The following is a 13,644-nucleotide window of genomic DNA, read 5'->3' on the forward strand; positions in this document are numbered from 1 at the left end:
TGTCGCGCAGGTTGCCTGTCGGGGTACAGGACACGAAGATCACGTGCGGACGTCGTCGTGCGGCTCCGCGGAGTCGTACGCCAGCCCGCTACGGCCTTCACCCCGTCCGACGCTGACACGCCTGGCGACCCAGCTGACATAGGTGCCGTCCCGTCGGCGCGCCAGAATCGGCACCCGCTGCACCCGAACGCCTTCGCGGGGCACCTCCGCATCGAAGAGCACCCGGTGTTCGTCCCCGCTGAGCAGCCTGCCCCAGATGTCGGTGGCCGTTGACGCGTCACAGTCCAGCCGCCCCTGGACCAGCCGCATCGCCACCCGGTCCGGCGTGCCGTCGAGTTGCGGCGTGCGCATCAACCGCGGGACGTACGGCACCCACCAGGCGGGCACCGATGTGGCGAGCAGATACCGCAGCTCGGTGCCCGCGGCGACGTCGACGGGCACGGCGGCGTCGACCCGAGCGGCGGCGCGGGGCATTCCGCGGCCGAGGCTGTCGGGCACGATTCGTTCCACCGCCCAAGCCAGGTTCGCCGACTCGTCACGGAGAAAGAACACCTCTTCCAGCGGCGGTCCCTCGAGCGGTGGTGCGCTTGCCGGCGGCGTCACCAGCCCGTCGATCGCACCGGTTGCCGAACCGGGGGCGGACACCGAGAACATCCGCCACGGCGCATTCCGGTTGCTGATCCGTGACGGTGGCACCGTGAACGTCTCACCGAACGTGGTGCGGTACTGCACCGACCTGACTGTCACCAGGGACGAGCCGGGCGCGTCGATCGGGATGTTGAGCCAATCGCAACCGAAGATCAACGCGCATTCTGCGACCATCAACCTCGCCAGGTCGTGCGGTTGCACCTCCAACGCCCCGAGGTTCACCTTTGCGTCCTCGAACTCCCAGAACCGGTCGGCAGGCATCCCGGGGTAGCGCAACGGGGTCGCGGCCGCGGTGTGGTGTGTCATCACCAACGGCGGGCCGGCTGCCGGCGAGCCCGGGACCGCGTCGAACGACCACCACTCCCCGCGGCCACTGCCGGCCTCCGCCGCCGTCAGCGTGGGGCCGCTCTTCATCTCGAGTCGGTAGTTGTATTCGAGTCGGGACCCGCTCCACGCCGACCGCTCCGGCCCGGTGCGCGCCGCGGCATAGACGTCCTTCCACGCCGCGGCCACAGTGCGGAAAGCATTCTCCTGCTCGGGTTTCACGCCCCACGTCGACGGGATTCCGGTGGGGCCGGCGTCGCGGAGCATGGCGTAAAGGGTTTCCGGATCCGCCGTGCGTGACGCCAGGAGCGGGGCCACCGCCGCGGCGGGCGCACCCAACGGCGCCGACAGCGGGGCACGCTGGGGTAGCGCGTCGGCCACCGCGCCGAGCCCGGCCGCGCGCAACCGTTTGATCAGGTCGAAGCCGGACCGCGCCCGGGTCACATAGTCGAGAGGCCCGGCCGGTTCGCGCTCCACCGTGGCGTCCACGGGTGCGCCGGCGATGGGAGACATGGCGCCGGCCGACGTACCCCATGAGTTCGCAGGGGCCGAGGTCGTCTGCACCTGCACACTCACCGGTGTCCCGGCGTCCTCACCCCGGAATTCTCCGAACTGCCACTGCCGCATGAACATCCACAGCGGGTCGGCCACCGCGGCGGACAGCGCGGCGGCCGGGTTGCCCGACCGGCTCATCGGCTCCAGACGGGTGAACGACGGCGAGAACGGCAACATGGAACCCACCTCGACGTTCCACGGGCGCGCCCGCCACGCACTGGGCCCGGTCATGGCCCCTCCTCCTCGCTGATGTGCGACAGCACGTTGCCGATGTCGAAGCCCTCGTCCACCAGGGCCGCGACGTCAAGCACCGGTTCGCCCTGCAGCGACCAGTCCGCCAGCGAGGTCGCCGGCACGATCCGGCCGGCGAGCGGCACCTCTTCCAGCGTCAGCGCCCGCTGCCGGGCGGCCATGACGACGTCGGAGAGAAGATTGCCGACTTTCTCCGGGCTCCACGGCTCGGTATCGGGATTGACCGCGAGCAACAACGCCTGCGGCGCACGCGCATTGGGCCCGTTGGCGTTGATCGCCAGCCCGAGCGTATGACGGCCGGACGGACTTGGGATCACCTCGCTCCAGGCATCGAGCACCAACAGCGCGATGGGGTCTTCGTCTCGAGCCGGCAGCAGACCGTCGACGACGAGACCGGTGACCGGCTGTTCGGGCGGCTTCCCGCGGAACGGGGCCCCGACCCACGTCGGCAGTGCATCCGACGGCAGCTGCCAGGCGCGCACCGGCCGAGGCCGGCCGACGGTGTCGGTGAGCAGGTGCAGCTCGGTGTAGCGGGACAGATCGGGACGTACGGTCGCACAGCGGTGCAACCATTCGGCCACCGCACCGGCACTGCCGGTGTCCGACGGTCCGACGCGGAGGGCTGCGATGAACGGATCACCGCCTGCGGCAAGGAGTTCGGCGACGACGGGAATCCGGTCGTCGAACAGCAACGCCGCCATGTCGGCGAGCGCGGCGAGCGCGTCCGACTCCGCGGACGGCGCAGCGGCGGTGAAGGATGCCATCGATTGCTCGAAGGCGGCTAGGCGCGCCCGGTTCTGCGCAACGATCGCCGGAAGCTCCTCCGGGATGAATCCCTGGTGACTGCGCCCGAACTGGCAGACCAGCGTGTCGACCAGCGCCGCCCCGTCGGTCATGCGCAGCACGCCCTCGAGGGCGTCGTGGGCACCCTGCAACCGGATGCGCACCCCGTGCAGGTCGACGCGGCGCCGCGTGCCGGGGTCGGTGCCCGCGTCGCTCGGTCTGCGCAGGTCGTCGGGTGTCGCGGCGCGCGACGTGCCGAGGAGCCGGAAGGCCGCGCCGGCCAGTACCCAGGCTTCGGTGAAGGCCGTGGACGGTCGGTGTCCGAGGCCCGAGATACGCCGCGCCAGCTGTTGCCAGAGTTCGTCGGCGCTGGTGGTCCCGCCGGCCAGCACGACGACATCCGTGGCGCTCAGGCCCGCCTTCGTCATCGACACCGTCGAACTCAGCGTTATCTCGCGGGCACTGCCGAGAATCGTCTGTGCCCATCGTTCGATGTGGGGATGCATCTCGGAGCGTGCGGTCTGCGGCCAGAAGTTCGACAGCGTGATGACCGGCGGCAGCAGGGCCAGAACCCGGTGCGTGACGGTCGACCCCTCGGTCGGGTTGGCGGTCACCTCGATCGGCGGCGGGGGACCGTCACCGGTGAGCACGTCCGCCGCCGCGGCGGCCCGCGTCGGCGATCCACGCAGCAACTGGTGCACCGATTCGGACAGCAGTACGTCGGCGATCGCGTCGTGCAGGCTGCGCAGCCGCTCCACGTGTTTGAAGACAAGATCCAGATCCGCCTCCTCCACCGGCGGGAAGCTCTGCAGGTATTTCGCGTACGCCGCCGGTGGGCTCTTGAGGGCAAGGCGGACCTTGCGTGGGTCAGCCGTGCCCAGCTCCAGAATCCGGATCCCGTCGACGACGTCGTTGACGCTGACCGCCTCCAGGCCGGCCTCGGCGACCCCGGAGGTCCGGTCGGTGTCCTTGGCCGCCACGAGCGGGGCGACCGACCGCAGCGAGTAGATGAATCGGTCGAGCGGTCGGCGGTCCTCGTGCAGCCAGCGCTCCAGCCGATAGCCCAGCAGTGCGCCCAGCGGTTGACCGGCCCGGACCCCGTCGAGAACCGCCAACGCCTCGCGCACCCGGGTGCTGGAAAGGTCGATGTTCAACGGCCCCTTCCCGGTTCCCTCCGGATCGTGAGTCAGGGCGGCACCCCTGAGCACCGCCGCGGTCGCGGAGTGGGCCAGGCTCGGCGCGAGAACGTATCCCCCGTCACCGGCGGTGCTCGGTGCGTTCTCGACGTCGATCCCGTACACCCAGCCGTAGACACCGACCGCCACCCCCCGATCACCCTCTTCGCGTGTCTTCGCCACCCGCCGCGTCGCACGCGACGTCTGCCAGGCATCCACGCGGTACGACGCGCAGTCGATCGTCTCAGCCGTCAGCAGGATGCGGTCGGGGGTGTCGACGATCCCACCGATCGTGCGGATGGCACGCCGAATCTCCAGGAGTCGCAACACCGCACGCATCGCAGCGCTGAGGGCCTTGTTCACGGTGACGCCGGAACCCGGCGTGTCGATGACGTCGATCGGATGCGGCGGGGCACCGGTGTATCGGGCGGCGAACGCGACGGGGTCGAACATGTTGGTGCGCCAGTTCGGGTCAAAGATGGGGATCTGCGACCAAGGATTGGAAGCTTCGGCCTGTTCAGCCACGAACGCCGCCCATGCCGCTGTGAGCGGATCGTCGATGCGGTTCGAGTCGCTGACGTGGTCCAACACGCGCGTCGTCTCCTCGAGCGCGCGGAGACCGTGCCACTTGACGGCAACTGCCCCCATGAGCGCATCGCGGCGGACCTGGACGCGGTCGACAGCGGCTTGAGCGGTGGACAACGAGAGCCCGAGCAGAGCCTGCAGCACGCTGGCTATCTCGACGATCATGCGGCCGTCCAGCATGTCGGCGCACACCTGCGGATCGCTGTCGTGCGCGAGCGGTAGACGCAGCATCCGCGTCTGATCGGAGACCAGCTCCGGCACCCGGAAATCGTCGAACCGATAGCCGGACCACTGAGCCACCTTGGCCATCAGATCCCGTAGCGCCTTCTTCCTCGGCGGCTCGAGGACATCGGGGATGAACAGCATCGCGTCGACTTCGCCGACCAGTACCTGACGAATGCGCAGCGCCCGCGACGTCGGCTGCATCGCCAGGATCCGGGGCAGGTCACGGTCGAGCTGGCCATTCGTCACCGTGGGTGCGAGATGCTCCTGCGCCGCCCACAGCTTGCGCACGGCGGGAACGACTTTCGACAACTTGACGTCGACGAGGTCGTCGGGGTCGGGTTTCCAGGTCGGCGGGTTGTCGTTGATGACGGCGAAATTCGATGTGGGCAGGATCCCGTACGGTTGCCGGCCCACCCTGATCGAGGGCAGCGGACCGCGGCCCCGCACGTGCCCGATCGCGTGGTCCTTGAGGTCTTTCCGGGCCCATTCGGGAAAAACGCTACCGGTCACCGTGGGAGCCATGACGCGGTCGAAGAGCGGCGCCCAGGTGATCGGCCAGAGCGCCGTGTTGAACGCCGCGGCCCAGTCCTGCTCCGGCCGCTCCGGATCGTCGAGGGATGCGAGCGCGCCCACGTCCACACCGAGGGCGTGACTGAGTGCGGCGGCCGGCGTCACCGCCGGCGGGAACGACGCCTCCTCGGGCGGCTGCGGTTCGCCGAAAGAGACGAACGGCTCCTCCTGCTCCTCGCCTCCCATCCCGAAGATCCCGGTGTGCGCCGGTGGGGGCGGGGGTGGCGTCGGAGGCGGCACCGGCCGGAACCGGGGCTCGGCGGGAACGCCGGCCGCACGGCTGAACGTGGTGCGGTCCTCGGCGGTGTTGTTGGTGATCGCACCGGTCGCGAGAAACTCGAATCCGTCGCTGTGCGCGTGCGCGTGGAGCAGACGACAGAACTCCGCCGCGGCCGCCGACGGTGGCCGCATGCTGACGCCGACGACCTGCACCGGCGGCATCAACGGGGGCGAGGGTGGTGAGATGTCGACGGTGACCGCCATGCCGGCCGCTTCGGCGACGGCGTAATCGGTGAGCCACTTCAACTCCGGGTCCTGTTGCTCGCCGCTGACTCCCGCCACCGCGTTGGCGGCCGCGGACAGTGCGCCGGCGAGCTCGGTCATGGGCGCTCCGCCGGCACCGGGCTTCGGTCCGAGTGCGGGAGCCTGCGTAATGCGCGCGCCCGCTTTGACTTTCCACTCGAACTGGTGGACGAGCACCCAGAACCGCTCGGGCATGAGCGCCGCGCGCACCCGGTCGGCGACCGCCTGCGGCGTGAGGCTGGGAAAGACCGGCTGCCCGGTGGTCGCCCCGTAGTTCTTCGGCAGGTAGAGCGCCGCGGCCCACGCGGCCCGGCGCGGACCGACCTCGTCGACCAGCTTCTGCCAGCGGTCCGATTTGGGGGCATCATCATCCTCGGTCCACCGGCGTCGCCAATACCGCGCTGCGGCAGCCTGTTCCGCAGCTGACAGGCCATGACCGAGCCGGTCGACATGGATGTCGTCGGGATAGATGCGCACTTTGAGCTGCGTGCGGCCGGGCGTCAGCCGGGTTTCGATCCGAATGGGTAGCAGCAGCAGCGGGGTCCGGGAGTGGACGTTGTCCCATTCGTATCGGTCGCTCATGGTTCGCTTCGCATCCGGTTGGCGATGAGGATGTCCCGAGCGGCGAAGGCGGCACGTTCGGGGTGACGGAACAGCAGCCAGGCGAACCGGGCGCTGTCGGCGCGCATCACAGCGCCGTCGACCGGCACCGAAGGGGCCTTGGCCGGCAGGAAGCCGGACTTCCTGGGGTCGAGGTCGTCCCAGGTGAGGCCGTCACGGTCCAGCGCGGGCGCCGTGGACGGGCGACCGTCGCCTTCGAGCAGCCCGAAGCGCGGCTCGCCGACGTGCTCGCTGAGCGTGAACCACCACGCCATCGGCTTCCCGGGAGGCGGATTCTGCAGTCGCTCCGCCGGTTTCGGCGGCGCACCGGGGAGACTGAAGCCCAGCAGCAGGATGTCGGGGTCCAGGTGGAGCCGGAACAGTGGGGTGGCCGCGCCGAGCGGGTTGAAGCCCGACGGTGGATCACCCTGGCCGCGCTGGGTGACCAGGGCGGCCAGCATCGTCGGATACCGGCGCACGACCTCTCCGCGGACAACGACGACCAGCGCGTTGGCCACGTCATCGCGCAGGTGGCCGCCGAGCGGTGCCTGCGCATCGAACCGGTGCACCGGCTGGGTCAACTCGTCGGCTGCGGTCCAGAACGACCGGAACGACGTCGCCCGGCCGTCGCTCGGATAACCCCGCCAGACCAGCTCGGAGGCGAACTCGGTATTGCAGCCGACGAGGAACGCCTCGACGAAGCGGCGATTGGTCTGCAGCACCGTCACCAGTTCGGCCGGCTGGATGTCGGCGACACCGGGCATCAACCACTCCGGGTCGTACCGGTGCAGTGCCTCGTACATCGGGTGGTCGAACCGCGGACCGGCCAGCACCGGTTCGACGCGGCGATCGTCGAACCAGTCCGGCGGCAGCCACTCCGGCCAGTCCACCAGGCGCGGCAACCGCCCCAGGACCCGGCGGGTCGTGGTGACCGAAGGTTGCAGCGCCGGAACGAGTTTGAGCGTGGACACCGCGAGGGTGGGGCGGGCGGTGTCGGCTGTCACCGGCGCAGTGGCGGCCGCCGCGAAGAGTCCCGCGGTGTCCCGCCGCCACGCCGACGAGGTCGCGGCGCCCGGCCGTGAGGTGTCGACGCCCCCGGGATCGGACCACCAGTCGACCAGTTCGGCGGTGCGCAGGGTCTGGCGCCCACGCTCATCGGTGCGCGCGTCGAGGCCGATCCTGCGCGCCGTGTCGGCGGACAGCGACCAGTCCGTGACCCGCCAATGCTGTGCGGTGCGAAGGAGTTCGCTGATCCTGGGTCTGACGTCGGTGACCACGTGGGGAGGGTGGTCGTTGTCGTCGGGGGCGGGCAGCGCCGCGATCAGCCGGTCGAGGGTGGCGCTGAGCACTCTCGCGACGACCTCGCCCGCAGGTGCGACGTGGGCACGCAGCGCCGCTCCACCGTCGGCAGCCACCCGCAGATCAGGTGTGCTGAGTGCGACGAGGGAGGCAGCGTCGAAACCGATCTCGGTGCCCAGTTCGGCCAGCACGGCCGGGCTGCCGGAGCCGAGCGCCTCACCGAGCGGGCGCACCCAGCTGCGGGTGCGGCCCGCATCGTCGGTGAGCAACCGGCGCACGGCCGTGGTGCGCGAAGCGGCGTTACCCGCGAAGCGGGTGGCCGGTCCGCGGGGTGGGGCGAACCGGCGCAGCTGACCGATGGCGGCCAGCGGCAACGCGCCGGCCGCAAGCCGCGCCCGGAGCGTGCCGAACGTGGGATCGGGTAGCCGCCCCGTGACGGGGTTGGTCACGGTGAGCAGGCTGGCCCCGTCGAGCTTCTCCAGCCGCCTGTGCAGCGACTCGCTGACATACCGCCCGAGCTGCGCGAGGCGCAGCGCCTGGTTGGTGGCGAGCACACCGCCGACCTGCGCCCAGGCCGACGCCATCAGGTCTTCCTGATCCATCTGCACCACGCGGGTGCCGAGACCGGCGACGAGACGGTCCGCCGGGTCGAGGTTGAGAGTGCGGAACCAGCCCGGCGCCGCCTCGGAGACATCGCCGCGCGCGATGTGGGCGCCGCCGTAGAGCGGCGGTCCGACGGTCGGTGTGGCGGGGACGTTCGCCTCGTAGCGGTATCCGGCCACCGCTTCGAGCTGCCTGCGGAGTTCGGCGGTGGTCGGAGCCGGCCACTTCTTCGCGTCGGTGAGCGGATCGTCCACGGCGACAAGCGCGCCGCGAACCGAGCGGCGCCGGCCAGGATCGCCCGGCCCGACGCCGACGATCCCGTTACCCGGGTGTCCGGTGTCGACGTGTCGAATCCCGACGTCGACCCGGGAGTCCGCGTCGGGTGGCCGCAGGCGGCCGGCGAGCGTGGCGAAGTCGCCGTCGCGTCCGGTGCGGAACGTCCACGAGTCGTAGACGGGCAGCACCACCCGGGCATCCCCGGCCCGCCACGCATAGGCGAGTGTCGAGGTCTGCGCCGTACCGGTCAGGCCGGCTTCCTGGCCGGCCCGGAAGACCGGCACAAGACAGGCGATCCACTCCTTGGCTTCGGTGAGGCGACGCGGACACAGCAGGCGCGACAGGTTCAGTGCGGGATTGTTCTCGTCGAGGCCGCCCGCGACGTCGGATCCGATCACCTGCGCGTGCGCCCACGCCCACGCGTCGTCGGGGGGCGGCAGCTCCGTGGCCGGCACCTCGACGGTGGCGAGGCGGTCGCCGCTGCGCGGGGTGAAGACCGCGTTGGCCGCGTCGACGACGACGAGCCGCAGCCACGGCGGCAGGTTGCCGTCCGCCCCGGGCCCGGTAGGGGTGAACTGCCACGGCAGGTCCGGCCGGTCGAATTCGATGTGCGCGAGGTCGCCGGGTTCCGCGTTGACGGTCCCGGGCGCGGGATGTCGACGGATGATCTGGACCGGATCGACGCCGACCACGTCGCCGGGACCCCGGATGGTGACGTTCACATCGGCTTTCGGCGGTTGCGCGACATCCTGGTCCGCGGGCAGTGCCCGCACCGCAACCGACACCGTCATGGTGGCCCGGACGGCGGCGGTCGGCCGAAAGGCTTGCCGCAGCGCCGAAACCGCACCGGTGCGGTAGTACGGCAGAAACGCATAGCGTGACCCGGCCGGCCTCGGTGCGGTCACCCCGCACCGCCCAGCGCCATCAGTTGCACCGCGGTGGCGCCGAGTGCGGTGAGTTGCTGTTCGGCGAGCGTGAACGTCATGGCGGTGGCCGGTCCGCCGGGAACGGCTTGCAGCGTGTTCGCCGATACCACGACCATCTGCCCCGGGTGGGCGATGGAGAGGTCACTGCCCGCGGTGGCGTACCGGGTGCGGGCGACGCTGCTGCCCGCCGCTGTCGCCGCGACGGCGAGCCCGCTGACCGCGGCGGCCTCGACGGAGTCCAGGAATCCGCCGGTGTCGTGGTGTGGGAACGAGGTGACGTAGTGCGGCTGAACCCAGACGACGCCGGGCACCAGATCGGCATCGCGCGGGTCGATCTGGATCCCGGCGGGCATGTTCTCGAACGACGGTCGGCGCAGCACGTCGTCATCGGACAGGTCCAGATACTGGCCGGAGGCGAATTCACCGGTGAGCGTGGCGGTTTCCGCGCTATAGCCGAGCGCCAGCTGCTGGGCGATGGTCACAGGTCCCAGCACGACGCGCCGCTCGCCGTCTGCGAGACGGCTGGCGCCGATACGGACGATGTCGACGTCCAGCGGTACCGCGCTCTGCGTCGCCGACAACTGTGACCATGGGTCGATGAGGATGCCCGCGCCAGGGTCCGCGGCGGCCAGCGCGACGCCGTACTGCCCGGCCGCGGTGGTGGCGCTCCACGCCTGCGGCCGGGACAGCGCGTCGACAACCATCGACCGGGCGGAGACCACCGGCGCCGGCGCGGGCTGTTTGCCACCCCAGGTGACCGGGCCGACGTCGATCGAGATGTCGGGCAGCGGCCACGGCAGCACCACTTCGCCTGTCCCCCAGGCTTTCCACGGAGCCGGACCTTCCAGGTGCAGGCGTAGGGTGATCGCGAGCAATGTGATGTCGAGGACGCGGACCGACACGCCCGCCATCAGGTCCGCCTGGAAGCCGAATGGATCGAACTGGATCAGCGCGTCGAGAGCGGCCGTGCCGTACACACCGGTGCCGTCGATTCCGTAGCGGACGTCCAGCGCGCCGCCGAACTGGACCGTGTTGGTGGTGATCGCGGCATACGCCTCGAGCCGCAGATGAAAGGCCGGCGGCGAGATCTCGGCGCTGATGCGCCGCAGGTTGGCGAGTTCACCGGGCGGTTGATAGCGGGGATGAAAACCGCCGGCCGACAGCACGAAGGTGGGATCGGCCCCCAACCGCAGCAGCATGCCGAATTGCCCTGCGACGGTGAAGAACCCTATCCGCGAGTCGATCAACGAGGCGAGTATGAGCACGCGGTCGCCGCTGAACTCCCCATAGATCTCGGCCTTGAGGTCGATGATCGGCGCGAAGTCGGCCGGGATCGCGATGCGTAGGCGGCCGAGGACGAGGATCTTCGGATCCGGCAGGGACAGGATCAGCGCCACCTCGGCGGTGACGAACGAGACGGGCCTGCCCCAGCCGAGCTTGACCATCGGGCCGATCACGAAACCGCCCTCGTGAACGGGGAAAACCGTGGCCAGCGTTTCGAGGATGGCGGGGGCGGCGCGGGCCGGGTCGTCCGGGAACAACAACCTGCTGATCGTCCCGTCACCGACCCCGGCAGCCAGCGCACGGGTGTCCGCACTCACGTTGGCGCCGACGATGCCGCCGACACCGTTGAGAGTGAACAGCAGACCGAGTTCGACGGGCGGGGAGATCTGCACCGAGATCGACACCGCGAACGAGAAGCCGTCGGGCCGATCGGTCAGCACGGCGAAGCCGGTGACCGCGACCGGTCCGATCCGTAGCGCCAACGCTCCGGAGTACCGCGTCCAGTCGGGGTGGCCGGGCACCGGAACGCGTTCGAGGAATCCGCCGCCGCGAACCGGACCGGCGTCGAGCGCGATCCCGAAGCCGTCGGGCGTCTTCAGAGACGCCTCACGCACGAGCCGGTCTCCGAGCGGGTCGATTTCGAATCGCACCCCGAGGTTCTTCGCGGTCAGGGTCAGCGGCGAACCGATGCTGCCCTGCACCGAACTGGTGAGCGCGACGAACAGTCGGGTCCCGGTGGGCACGACGTCCAGCATGAGGCTGGTGATGCGGACCGGACCCTTCGATTTGGGCGGCACCAGTGAGATGCGCTCTCCGCGGGCCCCGCCGTTGACCGTGAAACCGTCTGCCGTGTCGATGCGCAGCGAAACGCTGCCGGTCGCGTCGGCCAGCCCCAGCGCGGCGGTCAGGGACCCGGCTGCGGAGTCGACCATCCGCAGGTCCTGCAGCCGCAGGGTCAATCCGAGTTGCGGTGCGCCGCTGTAGCGGAAGTCCCCGGCGAGCGCGACCTCACCGACCGAGACGATCCCGAGCAGCGAGACATCGCCGGCGGCCACCTTCAGCTCGACCGATGAAGCACCGGTCACCACGGAGGCCTGCGAGCCGGCCAGCCCGAGCAGATCCGCGAACTCCCCGCTCACCGAACCGGCGTCCAGGACGCGGCGCACGATCTTGCGCAGGCCCTCGAGGCCCACCGCAGTCTTGGCGGCCGAGACGACACCGGCCAGTGAGGCCGACGCCGCCTTGGTGAAATCAATTGTGCGCGGCTCGAATCCGACGTCGACGGCGGTGGAGAACCGGTCGATGGCCGCGATCAGCGCGTCGTAGGCTGCCTCATCGACCGGGAGGGCGAGCTGCGCGGCCAGCACGTCGGCCGACTGCATGATCTCCAGCACCACCCGGTTGAGCCGTCCCCGCAGGTAGTCGAGCGCGCGCAGCAGTAGCTCGACCGCGATGTCGCTGCGCACCGCCTCAGGCACGGGCGGACCGCCGAGCACCTGGCTGGCCGACATCGCGAATCGCGCGTCACTAGCCCGATCGTCCTCCAGCGTCTCGAATCGGAATCCGTTCTGTGTCAGGGCTTGTCGAGCCACCTCGTCGGCATAGGCCAGGATCATCCAGCCGCCCGACGGCGCCGGTGTGGTGGCGACGAGGTAGAGCCCCGGCTGATTCATCAGCCGCTGACTGGACGGCGACCCGGTGATCGCGATGTAGTGGATCACGGTTGATGCCACGCGCTCCACGAGCCATGCTTGAGCAAACCGAACAGCCCGGCGTGCACCTCGCGTTCGATCTTGGGATACACGTCGGTGTAATTCGGCTGGAAACCGCCCTCGTCCTCGTCGGGGTTGTCGGGATTCTGACTCTTCGTCAAGCCGCACTCGATGGTGAAGGCCACACAGCGCCGGTCCACTCCTGCGGCGAACTGTCGGCTGAATGCATAGTCATCCGCGACGCCCGTGTAGGTCTCGCCGTCACCCTCCATCCCGGCGGACTGCGATACCGCATAGGTCGAGCGCCGGCGCGCGACGGGCGAGGCACCGGCCGAGTCGACGATCTCTTTGGCCATGGCGAGCCCGAGGTCGGCGAGCAGGTTGTTCAGGTCGTTGTCGACGAACTCGCCGTAGCGTGTCGCGGTGGCGGCCACGCCGTCACGCTTCCCGTCGAACGCGGTGTTGCCGAATGACATTGCGCGTTCGGTGCTCTGGTTCGTCTCCATACCCCACGGGAAGCTGACACTGCGCCCGGTCATGTGCACGTCGACGAAGACCTCCACCTTCTCGGCATCGATCAGATTCGCCACGTTGCGGGTCTCGGGTTCGGAAAGCGGACTCGGTCCGTGAAACGTGCCCGCACACGGTTTCGTAGACGCCTTGACGCGACTTGCGGCGGCGGTGTCGTAGTACCTCTGGAAGTCCCAGGCGATGTCGTAATTCCGGTTGATGTCCACACCGAGGCATGACCCTGCCACCGCGCTACGGCGGTTCTTGCGCCACAGGCGGTTCTCGGCGTTCTCCTTCGGCGCGGTGACCGAGACCCACCGGCCGTCGGGGTTCACCAGGGGAAGGACGATGATGTCGAAGCGTCGGAGTATCGCGGCCACATCTGCGGCCGCGACGACATAGGGCGCCTTGTCGTGCGCTGCGTTGCTCGGATTCTCGTACGGCACACCGCCACTCTCGAATCGCGGATAGACGATGTCCCTGGCGAGTGTCTTCGCCTCGACCAATTTCTCCGCGAAACTGAGTAGCGCGTCGGGCGGAACCCACTCCCTGGCGTGCACGCCACCGATGAACAACGCGGGAATCTTGCGCGACGTCACCGTCCGGTCGGTCAGGGCGACAGCTGTGATCGGAAAACCGTTCGGCGCCACCCCGGGAGCGCCGACCGGTGATGCGGTGAGGTGCACCGGCCGACACAGCTCTCGGTAGTACAGCGCAAGGTCGGCGAGTCGGTCGACCACTTCATCAGGTTTGAGGTATCCGCCGATGACTCCCCCTCGGCCAAGCGGGCACGAT

5 protein-coding genes are annotated in these 13,644 nt (G+C 69.8%); all 5 read right to left on the bottom strand.

What is annotated here, in order from left to right; all coding sequences use genetic code 11:
• Window positions 1-39 precede the first annotated feature (39 nt).
• Genes G6N49_RS19510 through G6N49_RS19530 form a run of 5 tightly spaced genes read right to left on the bottom strand, consistent with a single transcriptional unit; the run spans window position 40 to window position 13,589 of the window.
• On the bottom strand, window positions 40-1,758 hold the full coding sequence (locus G6N49_RS19510; protein WP_011854587.1) for a hypothetical protein: 1,719 nt from the start codon (window positions 1,756-1,758) through the stop codon (window positions 40-42).
• Window positions 1,755-6,221 carry a hypothetical protein gene (locus tag G6N49_RS19515; RefSeq protein ID WP_011854586.1) on the bottom strand — a complete coding sequence of 1,489 codons (4,467 nt, stop codon included), beginning with the start codon at window positions 6,219-6,221 and terminating at the stop codon, window positions 1,755-1,757. Before G6N49_RS19515 ends, G6N49_RS19510 begins: the two co-directional genes overlap by 4 nt.
• Window positions 6,218-9,322 (bottom strand): hypothetical protein, encoded by a 3,105-nt coding sequence (locus tag G6N49_RS19520; RefSeq protein WP_011854585.1) that lies wholly within the window; start codon window positions 9,320-9,322, stop codon window positions 6,218-6,220. Before G6N49_RS19520 ends, G6N49_RS19515 begins: the two co-directional genes overlap by 4 nt.
• Entirely contained in the window at window positions 9,319-12,360 is a 3,042-nt protein-coding gene (locus G6N49_RS19525; RefSeq protein WP_235679549.1) for a DUF6603 domain-containing protein, read from the bottom strand. Before G6N49_RS19525 ends, G6N49_RS19520 begins: the two co-directional genes overlap by 4 nt.
• Entirely contained in the window at window positions 12,345-13,589 is a 1,245-nt protein-coding gene (locus G6N49_RS19530; RefSeq protein ID WP_011558180.1) for a M14 family zinc carboxypeptidase, read from the bottom strand. The genes G6N49_RS19525 and G6N49_RS19530 overlap by 16 nt, the downstream gene beginning before the upstream one ends.
• Window positions 13,590-13,644: the final 55 nt, after the last annotated feature.

The organism is Mycolicibacterium monacense (assembly GCF_010731575.1).
Classification (GTDB): domain Bacteria; phylum Actinomycetota; class Actinomycetes; order Mycobacteriales; family Mycobacteriaceae; genus Mycobacterium; species Mycobacterium monacense.